Annotated in this window: 17 protein-coding genes and 1 pseudogene; 4 read left to right on the top strand and 14 right to left on the bottom strand. The window is 52.3% G+C overall.

All coding sequences use genetic code 11. From position 1 onward, the window contains the following. Positions 1 to 175 precede the first annotated feature (175 nt). The 6 genes from JOD20_RS25605 to tyrS form a co-directional block, all read right to left on the bottom strand. Positions 176 to 460, bottom strand: a complete 285-nt coding sequence (locus tag JOD20_RS25605; protein WP_204758011.1) for a DUF503 domain-containing protein — start codon at positions 458 to 460, stop codon at positions 176 to 178. Between the two features lie 16 nt (positions 461 to 476). After that, positions 477 to 1,118, bottom strand: coding sequence for an LON peptidase substrate-binding domain-containing protein (locus JOD20_RS25600; RefSeq protein WP_204758010.1), 642 nt, complete (start codon positions 1,116 to 1,118; stop codon positions 477 to 479). 72 nt (positions 1,119 to 1,190) lie between these two features. Then, a complete protein-coding gene (locus JOD20_RS25595) occupies positions 1,191 to 1,964 on the bottom strand; it encodes a bifunctional ornithine acetyltransferase/N-acetylglutamate synthase (RefSeq protein ID WP_204758009.1) in 774 nt (257 codons plus the stop codon). Positions 1,965 to 1,980: 16 nt separating this feature from the next. Beyond that, positions 1,981 to 3,165: a class I SAM-dependent rRNA methyltransferase gene (locus JOD20_RS25590; RefSeq protein WP_204758008.1), complete on the bottom strand. Its 1,185-nt coding sequence runs from the start codon at positions 3,163 to 3,165 to the stop codon at positions 1,981 to 1,983. Positions 3,166 to 3,269: 104 nt separating this feature from the next. Further along, complete coding sequence (locus tag JOD20_RS25585) at positions 3,270 to 3,851, bottom strand: uracil-DNA glycosylase family protein (RefSeq protein ID WP_110519138.1); 582 nt, start codon at positions 3,849 to 3,851, stop codon at positions 3,270 to 3,272. Between the two features lie 53 nt (positions 3,852 to 3,904). Then, positions 3,905 to 5,086 carry a tyrosine--tRNA ligase gene (tyrS, locus tag JOD20_RS25580; RefSeq protein WP_204758007.1) on the bottom strand — a complete coding sequence of 394 codons (1,182 nt, stop codon included), beginning with the start codon at positions 5,084 to 5,086 and terminating at the stop codon, positions 3,905 to 3,907. Between the two features lie 500 nt (positions 5,087 to 5,586). On the opposite strand from tyrS, the gene JOD20_RS25575 reads away from it, so the two are divergent. Genes JOD20_RS25575 through JOD20_RS25565 form a run of 3 tightly spaced genes read left to right on the top strand, consistent with a single transcriptional unit; the run spans position 5,587 to position 8,782 of the window. Beyond that, entirely contained in the window at positions 5,587 to 6,063 is a 477-nt protein-coding gene (locus tag JOD20_RS25575; RefSeq protein ID WP_204758006.1) for a flavin reductase family protein, read from the top strand. Between the two features lie 14 nt (positions 6,064 to 6,077). Next, a complete protein-coding gene (locus JOD20_RS25570; RefSeq protein WP_204758005.1) occupies positions 6,078 to 7,403 on the top strand; it encodes an alpha/beta hydrolase in 1,326 nt (441 codons plus the stop codon). A gap of 14 nt (positions 7,404 to 7,417) precedes the next feature. Next, on the top strand, positions 7,418 to 8,782 hold the full coding sequence (locus JOD20_RS25565; protein ID WP_204758004.1) for a cyclic nucleotide-binding domain-containing protein: 1,365 nt from the start codon (positions 7,418 to 7,420) through the stop codon (positions 8,780 to 8,782). Here JOD20_RS25565 and JOD20_RS25560 read toward each other — a convergent pair. The 7 genes from JOD20_RS25560 to tatA all read right to left on the bottom strand — a co-directional run bounded on the left by JOD20_RS25560 (position 8,768) and on the right by tatA (position 15,879). Then, positions 8,768 to 9,823 (bottom strand): STAS domain-containing protein, encoded by a 1,056-nt coding sequence (locus tag JOD20_RS25560; protein ID WP_204758003.1) that lies wholly within the window; start codon positions 9,821 to 9,823, stop codon positions 8,768 to 8,770. The genes JOD20_RS25565 and JOD20_RS25560 overlap by 15 nt on opposite strands. A gap of 99 nt (positions 9,824 to 9,922) precedes the next feature. Beyond that, a complete protein-coding gene (locus JOD20_RS25555) occupies positions 9,923 to 10,564 on the bottom strand; it encodes a M23 family metallopeptidase (RefSeq protein WP_204758002.1) in 642 nt (213 codons plus the stop codon). Beyond that, a complete protein-coding gene (locus tag JOD20_RS25550) occupies positions 10,561 to 11,199 on the bottom strand; it encodes a glucosaminidase domain-containing protein (protein WP_204758001.1) in 639 nt (212 codons plus the stop codon). The genes JOD20_RS25555 and JOD20_RS25550 overlap by 4 nt, the downstream gene beginning before the upstream one ends. A gap of 28 nt (positions 11,200 to 11,227) precedes the next feature. Further along, positions 11,228 to 11,815: a hypothetical protein gene (locus tag JOD20_RS25545; RefSeq protein ID WP_204758000.1), complete on the bottom strand. Its 588-nt coding sequence runs from the start codon at positions 11,813 to 11,815 to the stop codon at positions 11,228 to 11,230. Positions 11,816 to 11,919: 104 nt separating this feature from the next. Beyond that, positions 11,920 to 12,498 carry a DinB family protein gene (locus tag JOD20_RS25540; RefSeq protein ID WP_204757999.1) on the bottom strand — a complete coding sequence of 193 codons (579 nt, stop codon included), beginning with the start codon at positions 12,496 to 12,498 and terminating at the stop codon, positions 11,920 to 11,922. Between the two features lie 25 nt (positions 12,499 to 12,523). After that, positions 12,524 to 15,628 (bottom strand): ATP-binding protein, encoded by a 3,105-nt coding sequence (locus tag JOD20_RS25535; RefSeq protein WP_204757998.1) that lies wholly within the window; start codon positions 15,626 to 15,628, stop codon positions 12,524 to 12,526. A 71-nt stretch (positions 15,629 to 15,699) separates the two neighbouring features. Further along, positions 15,700 to 15,879: a twin-arginine translocase TatA/TatE family subunit gene (tatA, locus tag JOD20_RS25530; protein ID WP_054535939.1), complete on the bottom strand. Its 180-nt coding sequence runs from the start codon at positions 15,877 to 15,879 to the stop codon at positions 15,700 to 15,702. A gap of 293 nt (positions 15,880 to 16,172) precedes the next feature. Between tatA and JOD20_RS25525 the strand changes: the two genes are divergently transcribed. After that, positions 16,173 to 19,823 (top strand): AAA family ATPase, encoded by a 3,651-nt coding sequence (locus JOD20_RS25525; protein WP_204757997.1) that lies wholly within the window; start codon positions 16,173 to 16,175, stop codon positions 19,821 to 19,823. A 121-nt stretch (positions 19,824 to 19,944) separates the two neighbouring features. Here the strand turns inward: JOD20_RS25525 and JOD20_RS25520 are convergent. Beyond that, a pseudogene (locus JOD20_RS25520) lies at positions 19,945 to 20,257 on the bottom strand (hypothetical protein); the annotation flags it as partial.

Genomic DNA, 20,257 nt, shown 5'->3' with positions numbered 1-20,257 from the left:
AGAATTCCTCGGATCACTGGCTGCTGACACGTCCAGTATACGCGGATTCTCTGCCGTTTGTACATCGCATCGATTAACTACCTACCCTTGTAAGGCTGGGGTGAGGGGATATTAACAACCTACCCTTGAACGCTAGCCCGCGCCACGGGAGAGGGGTTGGGGTGAGGGATCGAACTTACAACAGCTCGCGCTCAATATCCACAATACTCACATCAGGCCGATTATGCTCGATCCAACGAATGATGGCATCGATTTGGCCTTCGAGATAGCGAGTTTCGCTGCCAACACAGGCAACGCCAATCACGCCGCGTTGCCAACGATCGTGCTCATCGACTTCGGCGACTGAAGCATTGAATTCGTTGCGCAAGCGGGTAATGACCGATTTAAGCACACTGCGTTTTTCTTTGAGCGAATGCACGGCGGGGATGAAGAGTTCAAGGCGAACACTAGCAATTAACATAAGCGTTGCGTGGCACTTAATTCCACGAAGTGTTTTCAAAAGGTGGTTCACGATCCAACTGGTCAGGCGGAATGATCGGCAAGAGCTCTAGCTCAAATTGGAGCGCTTCGATTAGCTCATGAATCCGTTGATCGAGGTCTGATTCAAGCCAATGTTGTTTGATTGGCAAGCTCATTTGCATCGAATCGGCCAGCATATAGCTTAATGCAACTGGGTCGCTGGGCAGATCAATCGCCGTTGAGCGCATGCCAGTCGCCGCGGCAACTGTGCGATGATATTGCGAATGCAGTTCGGTTAATTCTGCTGCTTGATGGCGCTCGTTGACCTCATCATCAAGCATCGTAACCATTGCAACCATATATGGGTCGACGCTGAGCGGGTAGTTGATGCGGAAGCGTTGGCGGCCTTCGGTGACGATGTACATGCGGCCATCAGCCAAGCGATAGGCGCTTTGAATTTCGGCGGTTGTGCCAACGATATGCGGCACTGCCGAGCCACCAACCTCAACCCCTTCGCGAATCAGCACCACCCCAAACGGCTTACTTTCCTCAAGACAACGGCTAATCATGGTGCGATAGCGCGGCTCGAAGATATGCAGCGGCAATTGTGCCCCAGGAAACAACACCACGTTTAAAGGAAACAAAGGTAATCGTTGCATAAGCGCTCTCATCTGCCACAGCTATGGCCTTGGCGTTAATTGTACCATGGTCATAGCTGTGAAACCAATGCGCTAACGAATGTGTTCACTCAAATGGGCAATTAATCCTGCTAAACCTGCATACCATTCGCCATAAGCTGTTTGGTTGCTGCTGGTTGGCGCTAAACTGGCGCTAGGATTCGCCAAAATCAGCACCGCAGCTTGATCAAGGTCTGGGTAGTCTTCGAGCAATTGCAACATTGCCCGATTCAGCAAGCGGGTTGAGAGCTTGGCATTGGTTGTGATCAGCCAACGTGGTGCATCGCCACTGCTTGCTAAGCCCCCAATGCTGGCGCTCGTGCCATCGCTCGCTTCAACTTCGACCGCTGCTTGGGCGGTGGGATGTGGCTCTTGGGCCAAGGCCAGTGCTAAGCGTCGCCCGCCCTTGCTATCAAGCTCATCAAGCCCGCGTGGCACACCGCGCCGCAGCAAATCCATGTCGAATTGGCCAGCTGCGCCAGCAGCCAACAACACCACTTGCTCCGGTTTGATCCAGGCTTCTTCGGCCAGCAGGTTGGCCAACTCGTGACAATTGTGGACGGCACTGGCTCCGCGCCCGCCATCAACGCCAGTCAAAAGCAGCACCGCCCGCACATCCTCGGCGTTGCGCCGCAAGTTGGCGGTTGTCCAAGCGCCAGTGATGCCGCTGGTTGCGCCAAAATGGCCAGTTGCTGTACAACCAGTTTTGGTAATTAACAACCCAAGGTCACGATCACGGCTGGTGGTTTTCAGGCCACAGTGAATGCCGGTTACCCGAAAGCCAGCGGGCGTTGTGATCGAGCCTTCATTGAGCAAACGATACGCCATTGCAAATCCTCAACGGCTACCAGACCCGGCAGATTAATCCCTTGAGATAGGCCGCTTCTGGGAAGGTCAACAAGACAGGGTGATCACCGCCTTGGGTGAGGGTTTCGATAATTTGGGCATCGCGGCCAGCATCCAAGGCTGCGCCAAACACCACTTTTTGAAAAAGATCGGCGCTAATCAGCCCCGAACACGAGAAGGTTGCCAACACGCCACCTGGCCGCAACAGGTGAAAGGCTTGCATATTGATGTCTTTGTAGCCGCGCGTCGCGCGATCGATTTGGCTCTGCGAGTGGGCAAACTTCGGTGGATCAAGCACAATCAGATCGTATTGCTTGCCTTCTTCCCGCAGTTGGCGCAAAATCTTAAAGGCATCGCCTTCGACCGCAGTAACCGACGTGTGCAAGCCATTTTGGGCTAAGTTGGTGTGTAAGCCACGCAAGGCCGCCGCCGAGCTATCAACCGCCGTGATTGAGGTAGCGCCTGCGCCCGCTGCTAGTACCTCAAAACCGCCAGTGTACGAGAAAACCCCCAGTACATCAGCATTCTTGGCATATTGAGCAACCCGCATGCGATTGACCCGTTGATCAACATACCAGCCAGTTTTTTGGCCACCAGCCAAATCGAGCACAAATTCGTAGCCATTTTCGCGAATGGTCAATTGATCAGGCGGAGCTTCGCCCCACAGCAGACCTTCGGCCTCGCCCAAGCCTTCGCGCGCCCGAATCTCAACGTCGGAGCGTTCGTAAATGCCGCGCACAGGCATTAATTCGGCCAAGGCTTCGACGATGATGGCGGTGTGGGCAACCGCTCCTTGTGTGAGCAACTGCACTACCAGCCAATCAGCAAAACGATCAACAATCAAGCCAGGCAAGCCATCGCTCTCGCTGAAAATGACGCGATAGGCGTTGGTTTGCGGATCGTTGTGCAGCTGTTCGCGGCCTTTGATCGCGCGCTCGATCCGTTGGCGAATAAAACTTGGGTCTAGCTCTTCGTCACGTTGCCACGTCCATAGCCGCGCAATCATTTGCGAGTGGGTGCTGGCAGTGCCCCGCGCCAGCCACACGCCCTCGGAGCTAACAATATCGACGGTTTCGCCAGGATGCACCGGCCCAGAGCGGCGGGCGACTGCCCCGCTAAAAACCCATGGGTGGCGTTGGCGAATTGATTTATCACGATCAGGTTTGAGAATAAACCGTAACATACCTTTTGCTCGCTTTAAGGCTAGGCCAAAACCTAGCAAGTTTAGTGAAAAGGGAGAAATTTCGCGATTCTGAAATTCTCTGGAGAAGAGTATAACCCAGTTTGCTACTCTTCCAACAGTGCCGATAAAACGCGAGCAAAAACGTGGGCTTCTTCTTTGGTGATGGTCTCGAGATCGATCATCGGCAGCAGAATTCGTTGATCGACGGGCAATGGCTGGGCATGCATCGATTCGACATTGCCTGGCACATGGCCAAACAATTTCGCGCACATCAGTCTGGTTGGCGCTTCGCCAACGGTCACGATAATTCGTGGATTGACCAGCACGATTTCGCGCCAAAGGTAGGCAACGCAATTCGAGGTTTCGATCATGGTTGGTGGGCTATCGGCGTGGGTGCTACAGCGCACCATGTAGGTCAAATAGGCTCCAACCAAGCGTGGTTCTTCGTGCTCTGGGTCTGAGGCCGTGCGTAGCCGCAAGGCGCGTAACAGCACTTGCAAACGCTGGCCCGCCACGGTGCGCGTCCATGGCACGCCAGTTTGGTTGGCTCCCAAACTTTCGGGAACCTCGCCCACAAACATCACTTTGGCCTTGGCATCGCCATAGCCATGCACAATGCAATTACGTTCTTGAACTCTGCGCCAACATTTAAAACAAGCGGTCGCCAACGGAAATGGTTGATCCATAAGCCTTTTGCTGTGACGAGCCAAAACCCGCCACAGCACCCTCGCATCTAGCGCTAATTGCTGAGCAATTTCACAAATTTGCGCCGCCCAACTTGTAAAATCTGTTCGCCAACTGGTTGAACAACGCTATCGTAGCCGCTGATTTTCTCGCCCGCCAAGCGCACGCCACCGCCATCGATCAGGCGGCGAGCCTCGCCTTTGCTGGCTGCCAGTTTGGTTGCAACCAACAAATCGATGATGTTGGCGGCTTCAGTCAGCTGAACTTCAGGCATTTCGCTGGGCAAATCGCGTTGCTGAAACACGCGCACAAATTCGGCTTCGGCTTCGGCAGCGGCGGCTTCGCCATCGAGCTGGCGAATAATATCGCGCGCCAATTGCATTTTGAGGTCGCGTGGATTGACGCTGCCAGCTTTGATTGCTTCAGCCATCGCCTTGACCTCAGCAATTGGCGTATCGCTCCAGACTTCGTAATAGACTGGCAAAACATCATCGCCCATCGACATGATTTTGCCATATTTATCCTTGGGCGACATCAAAATATCAACCGAGTTGTTGAAGCTTTTGCTCATTTTGCGGCCATCAGTGCCGATGATCAAGGGCACAAGAATCACATCCTGCGGTTCCATACCCATTTGTTCCATCAATTGCCGCCCAGCCAAAATATTGAATTTTTGGTCAGTCCCGCCAAACTCAATATCAGGTTTGATTGCAATCGAATCGTAGGCTTGCAACATGGGGTACATCAACTCAAGCACGGTTAGTTGTTGGCCAGCTTCATAGCGCTTGCGAAAAGTGTCGTGCGAGAGCATTTGGTTGACGGTAAAACGCCCAATTAAGCCAAAGGCTTTTTCAAGGTCGAATTGGCCGAACCATTCGCTTTGCCAGCGCACCTCAGTTTTGGCTGGATCAATCACTTTAAACACTTGATCCATGTAATATTCGGCGTTGCTGCGAGTTTCTGCGACGGTCAAGCGTGGGCGGCTTTCGTCGCGGCCTGTTGGGTCGCCAATTTGGGCTGTCCAGTCGCCAACAATCAACACAACCGTATGGCCAAGCTCTTGAAATTGGCGCATTTTGCGCAACGCCACCGCATGGCCAATATGAATATCGCTGCGGGTGGGATCGATGCCCAATTTGAGCCGAAGCTGCTTGCCTGTATTCAATTTGCGCCGAACGTTGGCCTCAACAATCACTTCGCTAACGCCACGCGATAAAATTTCATCAATCGTCAACATGAAGTTTTAAACTCCTAACTCAGCAAGGGGAGCGCCAGGCAGCCATCGGGAGCCAAACCCCGCAACGCTGTTGGAGCAAATAAGCCTGTAATTCTAGCAGCGATAATAGCATAGAGGCCTAGCACGCGGCAAATAGCAGGCAAAGAGCATAGAACATAGAGCATAGAACATAGAGCATAGGGATCAGTGGTCAGAGGTCAGGATTCAGGGGTCGGGGATCAGCGATTAGGCTGTTGTGCTATGGGCTATGGGAAGATAATCAAACTAATCTGTGCAATCTGTGGCTAAAAATAATGCTTCGTGCAATTCGTGCAATTCGTGGCTAAAAAGATTGCTTCGTGTGCTTCGCGTTCTTCGCGGTTTCAACCCTTCGTGTCGTTCGTGGATCACGTCTTCGGGCTAAAACTGACCCCTAACCACTAACAACTGACCCCTCATCTTGCATTGCCCTTTGAACCTCGTTACAATACCCGCAGCATTGTGTAAAGAGGAATATCTCGATGACGCTTGATCCTGCTTTGTTTCGGCAAGCGATGAGTCGTTTTGCCAGTGGCGTGACCGTGATTACCACGGTCGTCGATGGCCAGCCCTATGGTTTGACGGTTAGCGCCTTTGCTTCGCTCTCGTTAGACCCAGCCTTGGCAATTATTTCGATTGATAATCGTTCGCCGATGCGCGATGTGTTGCTTCAGGCCAAGGCATTTGCAATCAATATTTTAAGCAGCGATCAAGAAGCCCTGTCGCGCCATTTTGCTGGCCCGCAGAAACACGATTGGTCAGAGATTATCGCTGGAGTAGGCCATGGCATTGCGCCGTTGCTCGATGGAGCGTTGGCCAACCTAGAATGTGGCTTGTATCAGGCAGTTGATGGCGGCGATCATACCATTTTTATTGGCCAAATTGAGCATGTGACCCTGCGCGATGGTTCGCCGTTGCTCTATTATCGTGGTGCCTATCACGATCTTGTTCAGCGTTGAAGCGAGCACGCAGTATGTGGTTGACGTTAATTTTGTTTGTGGTTGGGCTGGGTTTGGCGTTTGGCTTGGGCTTTATGGTTGGGCGGCAGCGCTCAATTCCCCAACCAACGCCGCTCGAAGCCACCCCGTTGGTCAATTTTGAGTTTAAAATTCCTGCCGATACCGCCCCAGGCGACCAGTTGTACCTAACTGGTTCGTTTAATCAGTGGCGACCCAACGATCCGACCTATGTGCTTTCGCGCAGCGCCGATATTGCTTATGGCGCTTGGCCGTTTACCCATGGTTTGCAACTTGAGTTTAAATTAACTCGTGGCTCGTGGCAGAACGTCGAGAAAGCGCTTGATGGCAGCGAAATTCCCAATCGTCGAGAGATTGCTGCCAGTGGTGCGCAGGTCAAAGGCGCTGTCGTCGCTTGGGCTGATCGCCAACGCGATCCAACTAAAATCTACGATGAGCGGGTTGAACGAGTCGATTTTTTCAGCAACGCCTTGGGCATTACCCGCACATTTTATATTTATCTGCCAATTGAAGCACGCAGCGACGAAAACTTACGGGTTCCTAGTTTGTATCTCTTCCGTGGCCACGAGCGCGAGTGGATCAACAAAAACGAGGATGGCACGCGCGGCGGTAATCGCAATGTGCTTGATGTTTATGAAGAGTTGCGCCGCCAAAATCGGATTGGCCCGATGGTTTTGGTTTTTCCAGGCATGACCAACGCCAACGATGCGGTGCATAGCTTGGGCATTAATCTCCATGCGCCAGAACTTGCTGCTGACCCAACGCTTGGCAGTGGGCGCTTTGAAGATTTTATCTATCGCGATTTGATTCCCTACGTTGAAACCCATTATCCGGTGCTGTTTGGCGGCGCACATCGTTCGCTCGATGGCTTTTCGTTGGGCGGTTTTATCAGCGTCAATCAAGCCTTGCGCCACCCCAACGAGTGGGCTTCGGTCGGCGCGTATGATGGCCTTTTCTTTTGGGATGACCCTGAGAATGCAGAAATTATCGCTGCCCGCGATAGTGTTTTCGAACGCAGTTTATTCGATGCCAACTTTGGCGTGCCCCGCGATCACACTTTTGCAGCGCAACATAATCCATTGACGTTGCTGCGAATTGATGGCGCGCAGGCTTCAAAATTGCAATGGTTAATTGAATATGGCCCTGAATCAGCTGAACCAAATGTCAATTATTACCGTGGCGCGCGGCTCGATGAACTACTTCGCGAAGTTGGGGCGCACAATCGGCTCAGCGGGGTCGTGCCAAATGCCAATCACTCATGGCAAATGGCCGACGAACATATGCGGCGCAGTTTGCCCTATCACTACCAACAAACCCAATAATCGAGGCTAAAACCATGGCTCCTCTGGCACTCAATCTCCAAATTGATGCGTTGCGTAGCCTGCCCAATTTGACCGAATTACCCATCAACGAAGCCACCATTTTGGCGCGGATTGGGACTTTTCGGGCCTTTGCAGCAGGCGACACAATTCCGATTGCCCGTTTACGCAGCAGCCAATGCTATGTGATTTTGAGTGGCTTGGCCGATACGGTGATTCTTGATCGCGATGGCGAGCCGATTTCAATTGGCAAGTTGGCCGAAGGCGATTTTTTTGGCAATAGCATCTTTTTTAGCTCGCACTCGCTACTGTATGCAGTGCAAGCCCAAAGCCAAATTTTCGCCTTGCAATGGTCAATTGAGCGCTTGCACGAAAAAAAGCAACATTTGCCAGTCTTTATGCGCTTGATCGAAGCCAGTTATACGCAGCGCCGCGCGATTAGCGCGCTCAGCAGAGTGCCGTTATTTAGCCATGTCAGCATCGAGGAACGCATTTTATTGGCGGCTCAACTCACGCGCCAAGAGTTTGGCCGCAACACAGTTATTTTCGAGCAAGGCTCGCCTGGCAAAGCACTCTATTTGATCGAACAAGGCCAAATTGCGGTTGAACAGCATGGCATGATCGTGGCAACGCTCAGCGATGGCGATTTTTTTGGCGAGATGGCGCTGCTTTCGGCAACGCCGCATAATGCAACTTTGCGCTGTTTAACGCCAACTCGCTGCTTGCAACTGCCAGGCGCTGTTTTTGCCGAGCAAGTAGCCCAACATCCATCACTTGAGGCAGCGGTGCGCCGCGTTATCGACGAGCGGATGCACCACTCAGAGCGCGTGCGCGGCGACCAAACCCGCCAACATTTGATCAAAGTTGCGGTGCGCTATGGCATGTTTCGCGGCTCGCATGTCTTGGTGCGTCAGCCAGCCCAATGTCCGCCCGATTGCCGCATTTGCGAGCAGGCTTGTGCCGAGCGTTTCGGCCAAACCCGCATGCATCTGAATGCTGCTACTCTTGAAGAATGGGATATTACTCAGAGTTGTCGTCAATGTCGGGTTGGCGCGGAGTGTGTCGAGGCCTGCCCCGAAAATGCGATTCAGTGGGATGATAATGGCGCGCTGCGGATTACCGATGCCTGTACTGGCTGTAACGAGTGTGTTGTGGCCTGTCCCTACGATGCGGTCGAATCGCAGACGATCTACTTGCAAAATCAACATGGCCCGCTCTGGCAGCTCTGGCAGCGCATGCAAAAGCAATCGGTGCAACGCCAACCAAAAACCGTCGCCAGCAAATGCGATTTATGCGCGGGCTACGATGATCGGGCCTGTTTGAGCCAATGTCCAACCGGCTCGTTGCAATTAATCTCAGTTGAAGAACTATTTCCGTTTTAAGCTTGGTGCTAAAACCTCTTGAATCAATTGCTCTAGCTGACCAGTTTTGCCAAAAATCCCTAAATCGATGTCAGTAAAGACCAATTGCTGTACAATCTCGCTGGTCATGCCGGTAACGCGTACCTCGCAGCCCAAGAGCTTAATCGCCGCCAGCAAATCGCCAAAGGCAGGCAAGACGCTGGCATCAGGCAACAACGCCCCTGTCATATCGAGAATTAAGTGTTGCGCCCGCAATTGATAAATCTGTTGCAAAATTGCATCGTGAATATGGCTAATTCGTTGTTGATCGAGCATGCCGGTAATTGGCAGCAAAATCGCGTTATGGCTTAGGCGAATAATTGGCGCTTCGAGCAACTGAATCTGATTAAGCAAGTTTTCTTGGCGTTGCGCCAGCGCTTGGAGTTGGCTATTGCCAGCTTGCAACGATTGGTTGGCTTGGGCTAATTCTGTTTGTTGGGTGGTAATGACGGCTGTGTGTTCGGCAAGCACTTTTTGGCTACGCTGGTCAGCAAGGCCAATTACAATCATCATCGAGGTCAAAATCAAAAACACAACCACTAAGATAATGAGTTTGAGCAGCAAGGTTGCTTGAGGCAAAATCAGCGGAATCGCAATCACGCCATAGATTTCAAGCAGTGGAAACGTAATCAGCGCTGTCAGCGTTACCACACTGACAATCATCACCGCTTTTAAATTGCGTAAAACCAGCATAGTTAAGGTTGGCCAAATCAGATACAGCGTCCACGTCAGGCCTGATAACTCAGCACCTCGCGCATCGGTTAGCACAATTACCCCAACCATGAGCAGAAAATTGAGCACCACCAGTTGGCTGATATAACGCGACTTGCGCAGGAAATAGAGTGCTGCGGTAATACTTGCGACTAAGCTCAAGCCCAAAAAGACTGAAGCCCGTTCCTGCGGAATTTCGACTAAAAACCAAGCAGCAATGCCAATCAGGCTAATCATGATCGCTTGCGAAATGATTAAAATTCGAATCCGCTCAGTCAGCGATTGTTGGGGGGTGAGCGTTGCTACAGCCATAGGGCCTCATTGCGCTAGAGTAGACTGTTGAATACAGAAAAGCATGAATTATCATCGACAATTCATGCTTTTCGTTAGCCTATTTTAGCACCAAACTGCTTAGGGTAATGGGTGGAAATTGAGGGGATTTTGGTTTACCCCATTATGCCAAATTTGATAATCAAGGTGCGGCCCGCTCGATGATCCCGTTGAGCCAATTGTGCCGATGATTGTGCCGCGTTCGACATAATCGCCATCCTTGACTTTGAACTCGGAAAGGTGAGCATAGCCAGTTTTATATTCGTTGCCAATCACCCAAACGTGATTGCCTGCTGGCCATGAATCGGCGGTGACATCGATATAGCCGCTCATGGTTGCACGCACAGGTGCGCCGACTGAGCCAGCTGGATCAGCAGCGCCATCGCCATCGCCATCAACAGCTAAATCGATTGCGCCCCAAACTTCAGCAGGAGCGTGCGAGCCAACCCCGTAGCCTTGAGTCATCACGACCCGATTGCCAGCTACCGGATTGCCCCATGGCTGATCGCTGGAGATATTGGGCGGGGCAACCAAGGTATCGCCTTGGCCAACCTGAATCGCCGCCCCAGACAAGCCAGCGACATTGGTGGTTTCGCCGCGCCATGCGCTAATTGTGGGAGTTGCAGGACGATTGACTAACAAAAAGAGCACCACAATCAAGCCAAGCGCAACCGCACCACGTTTATAATTACTACTGTTATCGCTCAAATCATACCAATTCATGAACCTGCTGCTCTCCATGAGTTGACCAATGTGCGCACAATTTCGACATAGTTATTGGTGTCGTTTTCAACTGGGGGCGCATACACTGGAATAATTGCTTGAATTGTCGTCAGTTTCCATTCGTCGATATATAAATTGCGAATCAGTTTGTACCAATCTTCGATGCCTGCTTCCCAACTGGGATACTTGCGGTAGCCTTGATAATCTTCGTAGCCAGGCGTTGTGCGAATATTGCCAATCGACATAGTGACGGTGGCAACTCCACGGGTTCCGGCGGTCGATTCGTGAATGAAGAAGGCTAAACAATAGGCTGGGTCGATGCCATATTTGATACCCATATCATATATCACTTGACCCTTGCCAGTTGCTGGAGAATCGTAAGAAGCGAGCACTTGATCGATTTTGGCAGCAGAGATTGTTGGCACGCCGATAATACTATCGCCATCGAGTGCCCCGAACGAGCCAGAAAGATTGCCGCTGGCTGATTGGGCTGGTTGACCTGGGGCGCTCATCGAGCTATAAAAGGCATTGCTGCGACCCCGAAACTGCACGATCATCCAAACCAAGGCAGCCGCCAGCGCAATCAAAAAGAGGGTGCGTCGTCGCGAAGAAAAATCATCAAAACCATATAACATGGATGGGTTCTCCTGGCACGGAGACCACTCATTGTTGCTGGTTTAACAAATGTGCTTGTTCAGCAGCAGTGATCATCCGAAAGCCATCGGCTTGATTGATATAAATAAGTTGTTCGTTTTTGATATTGACCAATAGCTCTGGCCGGGCATCGTTGTTGAGATCGTGGGTCGAAAGCGTGATGGGGGTCAGATCTTCGCCTGCGCCAAAGAGATATGGGCCAATCAGCGTGCGCGCTTTGCTTGCATCGCCTCCAGGGAATTCTAACACAACCACCCGCCGATTCAAATTGATGGCCATAAATTCGCTGGGCAAGCCCTGCGCTTCTTCATGGCCAACCGTTGCCGCTAAGTGCGAAACCCGTGGCCGACCATAGCGCAAATCATCATACCAGACCCCAAAAATGCCGCTGAGCGTGCCCAAAAGTAGGGCTAAAAGTACCACCAACCCTGCCCACATAAACCGATTGAACCAAATTTCCGGCAGCGTCGCGGTTGGTTGTTGAAGTTGTTGTTGTGCGCGACGGAGCGCTTGTTGGGGGGATGTTACTCGGACAAGTCGCCGCCCCGCCCATTGCCGCGGATGATTTGTTCGCAAATTACGACTTGTGACCGCCATAAGGCCTCCTCAGGCTAAACGTATATGCTCGTTTATCACTGAAGAAAATTATAGTAGAACTTTTGTTCTATGTCAATGATTGTCACAAGCCTATGCATGGGCAGCTAGTAGGCTGCCAACTGGCTGCTGGCCTGGCTTTGGCGCAATTTGGTAATCTGGTTGAGATGCATTTGTGTATGGTAATGCATGAAGAACAGCATCTCACGCACCGTCAATTTCCCCAACGCTGGGTGCGGTATTTGATACTGATCAAGCACCGCATCATCCCAATAAAACAGACATTCGAGCATACGCTGATTGATTTTTTGCCACTGTTCGACTAAGGCTTGTTGGCGTTGCTGGTTGAACGGGCCTTGCGGTTTGGTGGGAATCGAATAGGCCGGAGCCTCGAAGCCGCCAGCAATTGCCGCTTGATAGCTGCTGGCAATCGTCGCATAATCGCGGGTTTGATGCTTGGGCTTGCCAAACAACATGCCTAAAGTAAAACGTGGCACTGAGAAGGCAAGGATAAAAACCCTGCTCAATTGTTGCAGATGCAGCACATTTTCAGCAGCCGACCAGACTCTTGGCGGATGGGCGAAACATTCCTCAGGAGTCAAGCTCAAAATCGTATCGCTCACACTGGCAACATCACGTTCTAAAACAACGCTTAGTTCGCTATGGCTATAGGGTGCTTCAAGCATTCTAGCTCCTTGGCGATAGTTATACCTAGATAGAACGCTGCTGCGCCATTGCTGGTTGCAGGTTGCCAAGCTGGTTTTGCAATTGCTGTACGCGGCTATATAAAAAGCCTTGTTCTGAAGTAACCGCTTGCTTGGCGCGTTGCAGCGCTGCATTTGCCGCCAAATAATCGTGGCGTTCTTGCCAAATTTCAGCCAGCCAGATGTTGATTTGGGTTTGTAAAAATGGCGCGGTTAGCAACTCAACTTCGCTAAGCGCCGTGCGCATCAGCACTAACGCCTGATCGAGATCGCCGCGACCACGAGCAACTAAGCCAAAATTGGCCCGATAATTGGCAACCTGCGCCGCATTGCCATTGGCTTGAGCCACGCTGATGCCACGCTCAAACCATGCTTCTGCTTCGTCCCAATGCTTTTCGGCCAAGGCAATTTCGCCGCGGGTGCTATACAAATATTGCAATGGCACGCGCAGCGCCAACTGTTCGGCTAAGTGCAAGCCTGCTTCAATATGGCTGTGCGCGGTCAGCAAATCGCCAATCAGCGTAGCATTATAGGCTGCATTGTTATAGCCCAAGATAATTTGATATTGCTCGTTGGTGGCGGCGGTGCTGGAAATTGCTAACGCAAAGGTATCGACCGCTGCTTTGATTTCGCCACGCTGAGCCAAAATATTGCCAAGCTCAAACTGACAACGCCCAATTAACGAGTGATTTTGCTGTGCAGTCGCGACTTCTAAGGCTGCTTGAATATTCTCGTAGGCAACATTTAGAGGATAGCCCGCCAAACGCTGGCTAATTGCCAAGAGCAACAACAATTCGGCTTCGATCAATTGATTTTCGAGTGCATGCTTGTGATAGATGGCCAAACCGCGTTCGGCCCATTCGATCACAACTTCTGGCCGCCCGACCACCAGATAGGTACGGCCAAGTTTGGTGCAAACTGCCACGACCCGTAGCCAATTGGCTTGCGCCTCATATTGCGCCAGCGCCGTATGATAAACCTCGCGGGCAGCAGGCACTTCACTATTCCACTCCAGCGCATCGCCCAAACGACAATAGCGCTCAGGCGTTGGATCAAGCTCGATTGCCTGTTGACCAAAGGCCACTGCTTCGTTTGGCGCAGAGAGCGAAAGCGCATGTTCGAGCGCTTGATCGGCATAGTTTGCGGCCAATTTAGCCTCGCCAGCCTCGCGATAGTGTAAGAGCAAGCGTCCAGCAATCGCGCGATGATCGCTATATTCGTGTTGTAGCGCTTGGGCAGCGCGGCGATGCAAAAAGGTGCGGCGCGCGCGGCTAAGGCTATTGCGCACAACCGTGGCAATCAACGGATGGCTGAATGTATAACTATCGCCTTGTTCCTTCAAAATTGCGGCGTTGAGCAAGCCATCGAGGCCATCAAGCGTATCTTCATCGGAGCGTCCGCCAGTTTCGCGCAACACGTTATAACTGAATAACGGGTCGAGCACCGCCGCTGCCTGCACAATTTGGGCGGCGCGTTCAGGCAAGCGCGCCAAGCGCGTGCCCAACACATCAACCAACATCGGCGGCACATCAGTTTGATCGACCGTGCGACAAAGCTCCAATAAAAACAAAGGATTGCCAGCGCTGCGTTCGAGCAAAGTCTGATCATCAGGATTGGCATAGCCCAATTCGCTCAAGAGCTGGCGAGTTTCTGCCTGATCAAGCCGCGGCACATCGATGCGGGTGACCAAACTGCCACGTTGCCAGCCAACAACCAAGCGTTGCAAACGGGCATTGGCTTCCTCGGAACGATAGGTTACGACGATCACAATTGGCAAATCGCGCAAGCGATCGACCACATAATCAAGCCATTCGGCGGTTGCTTGGTCGGCCCAGTGCAAATCGTCGATGCCAATTACCAAATGGTTGGTCATCACGGCGCGCAGACATTGGGCAAAGGCCTCGAACATGCGCCGTCGCTCTTCATCGGCGGGCAAGACTGGTGGCTCGGGCAAATTGGGCACATGGCCCCGCAGTTGCGGCAGCAAGCGTGCAACCTCGGCCAACCACATCGGATCAACCGCTGAATCGCCAGCAAACAAGCGCGATAAGCACAAGCGCTGGCCAAATAGCTCAGTGACTGGGGCAAAAGGCAGGCTTCTGGTTGATTCAAGGCAATGCATCGACAGCATTGTGCTATCGGCGGGCAGCTTTTGCGCCCATTCCTGCCAGAGCCGCGATTTGCCAACCCCAATTTCGCCAGTAATCAGCACAACTTGCAAGCCGCGTTCGTTGCTGCGCATCAGCGCTTGATTGAGCAATAACTGCTCATATTGCCGCCCAACAAACGGCGTTTCGCGGGGTGCTGGCCGTTTGATCGGCTTGAGCACTGGCTTTGGCTCAGGCGTTGGCGTTGCAAGCATAGGCTTGGCTGGCTCGTGGCTATTGGTTGGGCTGGGCAACGGATTGGTTTGCAAAATGCGTTGGCGCAGCATTTGGGTTTCGGGCAATGGCTCGATGCCCAATTCGCGCTGAAGGGTTGTGCTCAACATCTCATATTGGCGCAAAGCCTCGGCGCGTTCGCCCTGCCGCCAATGAGCTTCGATAATCGACTGGTACAACGATTCGGAGAGCGGATCGAAGCGCAAGGCGGCGCGGGCCAAGGTTAATACATGGCTCCATTGCTGCTGCTTTTGATAATTGCTAATGGCGGTTTGGAACAAACGCATGACGGTTAAGTGCACTTGCTCGCGCTCAGTCACCAGCCACAAATCAAAATCAGGGGCATCTGGCAACATTAGCCCATCGAGCAAGGGGCCTTGGGCCAGTTGTAACAAACTCTCAACACTTGGTTGAACCAAACCTTCTGCCAAACTGCGTAGCTGCCAAAGATCAACGACACAATCCGGGTGCAAGCGCAGGCGATCATCATCGGCCAAGATGATCTCGCCGCCTAAACTGCGCCGGATTGTCCAAAGCGTATTGCGTAAATTTTTGCGGGCAGCTTCATCGCTACTTTCAGCCCACAGCAATGCCAAAAGATGCTCGCGGCGTTGAGGCTGGATTGTGGCGGCAAGATAGCCCAAAAGGGCCACCGCTTTGCTGGGAAGCGACTGTGGTTGCTGATTGTAGAGTATTGAAGGTACGCCGAGGAAACGCAGGGCAACGGTCATAGCCCCCCCGTGAGAACAACGTGAGGCACGGGTTACGTGCCTCAACGATGCATGTTAATTGTAACCGCTGGTTATTTCGATTCGTTTTTGCTCGCGTCGGATGCTGCTGGGGCATCATCATCGCGCACACCACGGCGAAACTCACGAATGCCACGGCCAAGCGAGCTGCCAAGATCGCCAATCCGCGAGGCTCCAAACAACACAATCACAATTGCGAGAATAATTAAGAGTTCTGGTACGCCTAAGCCCATTGCAAGCCTCCTTGAGGAATGGTATCGCCAATGCAATACCGGTCTATTGCCATTATACGCCGCTGTTAGGCATAGTCAATTGAAATGAATTTGCGTAACAGGTTGAGTTGTCAGTGTAGATTGCTACGATGAATAAGCAACGAACAAATGATTAAGTTTTGATCATACTACCATATCTAACGCCCTCCTACGGTCAATTAGTCCTACATCCTAGCTGGGTTTTTGCCGTTGAAGTGGATAATGTTCGCAACCTATGCTCCTGAGACTCTAGACATGCCCACTACAATAGACGTATGCAAGATTGCGCGCTCTACCTATTTGGCTCTCCACGCCTGCAATACAACACCCAACAGATAGCGCTTGGCAATGGCCCATTGGCAGCGTTATTGGTCTTTTTAGCGCTCAATCAACCCCAGCCAATCAGTCGTTTGCGGCTTGCAGCTACAATTTGGCCCGATTTGCCCGAACCGCAGGCACGGCGTGCGCTCTCAGCGGCGCTTTATCGGCTGCGCCAACAATGCCCAAGTTGTGATCAATGGCTATTAGCGAATCCCCAAACCCTGCAACTTGGCCCAATTTGGTGTGATCTGCACCTGTTTCAGCAAGCAGCCTACGCCGATCAAGCAAGTGATTGGCAATTGGCATGTCAGTTGTATCGTGATGAATTATTGCCTGATCTCGATGCAGAATGGCTCGATGGCCCGCGGGCTGACTTACAAGCCCTCTTTGCGGCCACAATTGCCAAATTGGCTCAGCATGCGTTTGCCCAAGGCGATTATGGCTTGGCGTTGAGCAGCGCTGAGCGTTGGCAGGCTTTCGATCCGTTTGATGAACAGGCGGCGATGCTCATTATGCGTTGTCAGATTAGCCTTGGCCGAGCACATTTGGCTTTGGTGGTCTACCACAACATGTGCGAACGTTTGGCCAGCGATTTGGGCGTTGAACCAATGGCTGAACTCACGGCGCTTGCCGAGCAAATCTTGGCTGAGCAAGCCTTGCGCCAAACCACGTTTGGCGGGAGTTGGCAGAAAATTCCGTTTGTTGGCCGCACGCATGAACGTTCGCTCTTGCTCGATGCCTTGGATGCTGCCTTGAGCCATAGTGGTGGCATTGTTTTGCTTGATGGAGCGGCTGGCATTGGCAAAACGCGATTATTGCACGAATTGAGCCAAGCAGCCCAAGCGCGGGGCTTTCAGCTGGCTTGGGGTGCGGCTCAAATTAATGGCGGCAGTTCGCCGTATGCACCGCTTGATCAAGCATTAACCCAAATTCTCGATCAGCGCTTGCTTGAGCAATTCGATCCAATTACGCGGCTTGGTTTGGCGGCGCTTGTGCCCGATTTGCCTCAACTCAACCAGCATGATCATGCCAATCGGCCAAGTTTGGCGACGGCCTTATTGCAAGTGTTGTTGGCGGTAACCCAACAAGCCCCATTATTGCTGGTGCTTGATGATTTGCATTGGGCGCAGCGGGTTGTATTTAGTGTGTTGCAATGGTCGCCAAGCCAAATTCAAGCCTTGTTGCGCTCGCGATTGCTCATCGTTTTGGCTTATCGGGGCAATGAATCAAGCCATATGTTGCAAGCTTTGCGGCGCATGCGCCAAGAGTTGCCAATTCAAGCAGTTAAGCTGAATGGCTTAGCATTGCACGATTTTCAGCATTTAGTTGGGCGCTTGTGGCCGAATCAGGTGCCAATTCCGAGTATGGCCGAGATTGCTGCCTTACATGCTTTGACTGCTGGTAACCCCTTATTTCTCCAAGAGCATTTGCTGCATCGTGGTGATGCTCACGAGCATTCGTTTCAGGCTTTGGTGGCGCAACGGGTGCAGGCGTTGCCACATTTGGCTCATCAGGCCTTGGCGGCGGCAAATGCTTTGGGCCGCACCTGGACATTAGCGGCATGGCGATTTGTGGCTGGAGCTGAGGTTGATCAGGCGATTCCTGATCTTTTAGCCACACGGCTGGTAGCCCAGACCCATGCAGGCTTTCAGTTTTACCATGATTTGATTGCGGTGGCGGTTGAGCAAAGCTTAGCGCTTGAATTACGCCAAGCAGCGGTGCAGCAGGCGGCTGATTATTTTGCCCAACAGCCACTTTGCCGCCCAGAAACGATTGCTTGGGCCTATGAGCGGGCGCAGCGCTGGCCAGCGGCAATTGCTGCCTATCAACAAGCTGGCGAACAAGCGTTGCAGGCCTATGCCTACACGACGGCGCTCGATTATGCCAATCGTGCCTTGGAGCTGTACCAGCGTTTGCCCAGTGATCAGCGTTTGGAGCTGAGCTTGCTTGGTTTGCGCCAACGAATTTTGGTGTTTTTGGGCCAACTCGATGTATGGCGTGCCGATGTTGAACGCTTGGAAAGCCTCGCCTTGAATTTGGGCGATCAACGGGCCTTGCTCGAAGTCTATGAGAGTCGAATTGTGCTTTCTTCGGTCGATTCGAATGCGCCTGAGATGGCGAGTATTGCCGAACAAGCCTTGACCTTGGCCCGAAGCCTCGAATTGCCAGCGGTTGAAGCGCGAATTTTACATACCTATGGCTTTCATTTGATCAGCAGTGCTGCGGTGCAGCCGCGCAACAGTTTGCCCTTGCTCGAACAGGCGGTTGCGCTTGCGCGAAGCAGCCACGATGATGCAGTTTTAGTGGCCTCGTTGTGTTCGCTGGCTTTTGCCTATCGCATGCTTGGCCATACCAGCGTGGCCCAGCGGATTGCTGCTGAAGCCTTGACCCTGACCGAGTTGCACCCCTATTTGTATCCGGCGCGGGGCAATGTGTTGCGAGTTTTGGGCGAAGTTAATATTAGCTACGCCGATTGGGAAACTGCGCTGAGCACCATGAACAAGTCAATTGAATTGCTCGAAGCGCTTGATGATAGTTGGTTGCTGGGTGTGGGCTTGTTCATGTCGACTTTTATTACGACCGCAATTGGCCTGACCGAGATGGCCCAAGCCACCACCCAACGTTTGCGCCAGATGATTCGTGATTCCAAGATGCCGCCAAACTCCAACTGGGCCTTTTTTGCCCAGAGTGTCACGATTTTAGTGGCCTTAGAAGCTGGCGATTTTGAGCAAGCAGAAACGGTCGTCCAAGAAGTTCAGCCGTGGCTTGATCAAGCGCAGCAACAAGGCGCAGGCTTGTATTTGCTGGCGGCGATTGGCGCGCTGGAGATTTTTCGCAATCGGCCAGATCAAGCTTTACCGTTGTTACGGCGTGGCACGGCGATGTGGCAACAAGCGCGATCGGCATTTTTGCAGCCAATTTTGATGCATGCCTTAGCTGCCCAATTATGTGGTTTTGCTGCTGAAGCCCAAGCGATGTTGGCTGAAGCCGAAGCGATGTACGATCAGAAAGAATTGTTATATGCAGATGTTTTGTTGCAATTCACGCGTTTTTGGGTCTATGGCGATCGGCTGCATTTGCAAAATGCCTATACGTCAATTCAGCAGCAAGCCAATCGCTTCCGCGACCCAACCTTGCGCGATTCATTCATCAATAATGTGAAATTACATGGCATGGTGCTGCAATTGCAGCGGGTTGCCCCGTTGGCTGGGGCAATTCGCTCGATGGCTGGGCTATGGATGCGGCTTACGCGGGTGTATGGGCGCAGCCAGCTGCTTTCTGAAGGTGGCTATATTCAACGCAAAGTTCTATTGGTGCGGGCCGATGTGCCGCTGGGCAAATCGCTGAGCCATACCGATCGGGTTGAGGTTGTCTGGACGTTGCATGCACCAGATGATAATCGTTTCCATGATCGTAGCGAATTGCGCATGCATCGTTTGCAGCGATTGCTTGATGAAGCCGACGATGCAGGAGCAGCGCCAACCGATGATGATTTGGCTGATGCCTTGGCCGTAAGTCGGCGCACCATTCTGCGGGATATGGCGGTGTTGCAATCGCAAGGTTCAGCGGTGAGTACCCGCCGTCGGCGTGCTGTTGGCGAGTAATGAGCAAAAGGATGAAGGATGAGGGATGAAGGATGAGGGATGAAGGATGAGGGATGAAGGATGAGGGATGAAGGATGAGGGATGAAGGATGAGGGATGAAGGATGAGGGATGAATCCAAAGTCAGAAGTCAGAAGTCAAAAGGCAAAAATCAGAAGGCAACAGCCAACAGCCAACAGCCAACAGCCCATAGCCCATAGCCTCATCTTCGTGGCCCTTCGCGCGCTTCGCGGTTCCGTGCTTGGTCGCATTTGACAACGCCGCTGATCTGCGGTAGAATCCACGGGCTGTCAACGCAACGTCTGGTTCGCCAGACAGGACACCAACAACCGAGACCTTCGCCCACGGACACGCGATTTGACAAGAACGCATGGCTGTGGTAGAATCCTCAGGCTGTTGACCGACAGCACGATGTTTGCTCAACATCACACATTTG

The sequence above is a fragment of the Herpetosiphon giganteus genome (assembly GCF_016907925.1).
Taxonomy (GTDB): Bacteria; Chloroflexota; Chloroflexia; order Chloroflexales; family Herpetosiphonaceae; genus Herpetosiphon; species Herpetosiphon giganteus.
Note: the sequence above shows the minus strand (reverse complement) of the source record. Positions and strands in the feature narration are given on the sequence as shown.

What these genes read in the sequence shown, in the direction of transcription:
- JOD20_RS25605 (WP_204758011.1), bottom strand. Translation starts at nt 460, where the DNA reads ATGTTAATTGCTAGTGTTCGCCTTGAACTCTTCATCCCCGCCGTGCAT.
- JOD20_RS25600 (WP_204758010.1), bottom strand. Translation starts at nt 1,118, where the DNA reads ATGCAACGATTACCTTTGTTTCCTTTAAACGTGGTGTTGTTTCCTGGG.
- JOD20_RS25595 (WP_204758009.1), bottom strand. Translation starts at nt 1,964, where the DNA reads ATGGCGTATCGTTTGCTCAATGAAGGCTCGATCACAACGCCCGCTGGC.
- JOD20_RS25590 (WP_204758008.1), bottom strand. Translation starts at nt 3,165, where the DNA reads ATGTTACGGTTTATTCTCAAACCTGATCGTGATAAATCAATTCGCCAA.
- JOD20_RS25585 (WP_110519138.1), bottom strand. Translation starts at nt 3,851, where the DNA reads ATGGATCAACCATTTCCGTTGGCGACCGCTTGTTTTAAATGTTGGCGC.
- tyrS (WP_204758007.1), bottom strand. Translation starts at nt 5,086, where the DNA reads ATGTTGACGATTGATGAAATTTTATCGCGTGGCGTTAGCGAAGTGATT.
- JOD20_RS25575 (WP_204758006.1), top strand. Translation starts at nt 5,587, where the DNA reads ATGACGCTTGATCCTGCTTTGTTTCGGCAAGCGATGAGTCGTTTTGCC.
- JOD20_RS25570 (WP_204758005.1), top strand. Translation starts at nt 6,078, where the DNA reads ATGTGGTTGACGTTAATTTTGTTTGTGGTTGGGCTGGGTTTGGCGTTT.
- JOD20_RS25565 (WP_204758004.1), top strand. Translation starts at nt 7,418, where the DNA reads ATGGCTCCTCTGGCACTCAATCTCCAAATTGATGCGTTGCGTAGCCTG.
- JOD20_RS25560 (WP_204758003.1), bottom strand. Translation starts at nt 9,823, where the DNA reads ATGGCTGTAGCAACGCTCACCCCCCAACAATCGCTGACTGAGCGGATT.
- JOD20_RS25555 (WP_204758002.1), bottom strand. Translation starts at nt 10,564, where the DNA reads ATGAATTGGTATGATTTGAGCGATAACAGTAGTAATTATAAACGTGGT.
- JOD20_RS25550 (WP_204758001.1), bottom strand. Translation starts at nt 11,199, where the DNA reads ATGTTATATGGTTTTGATGATTTTTCTTCGCGACGACGCACCCTCTTT.
- JOD20_RS25545 (WP_204758000.1), bottom strand. Translation starts at nt 11,815, where the DNA reads ATGGCGGTCACAAGTCGTAATTTGCGAACAAATCATCCGCGGCAATGG.
- JOD20_RS25540 (WP_204757999.1), bottom strand. Translation starts at nt 12,498, where the DNA reads ATGCTTGAAGCACCCTATAGCCATAGCGAACTAAGCGTTGTTTTAGAA.
- JOD20_RS25535 (WP_204757998.1), bottom strand. Translation starts at nt 15,628, where the DNA reads ATGACCGTTGCCCTGCGTTTCCTCGGCGTACCTTCAATACTCTACAAT.
- tatA (WP_054535939.1), bottom strand. Translation starts at nt 15,879, where the DNA reads ATGGGCTTAGGCGTACCAGAACTCTTAATTATTCTCGCAATTGTGATT.
- JOD20_RS25525 (WP_204757997.1), top strand. Translation starts at nt 16,173, where the DNA reads ATGCAAGATTGCGCGCTCTACCTATTTGGCTCTCCACGCCTGCAATAC.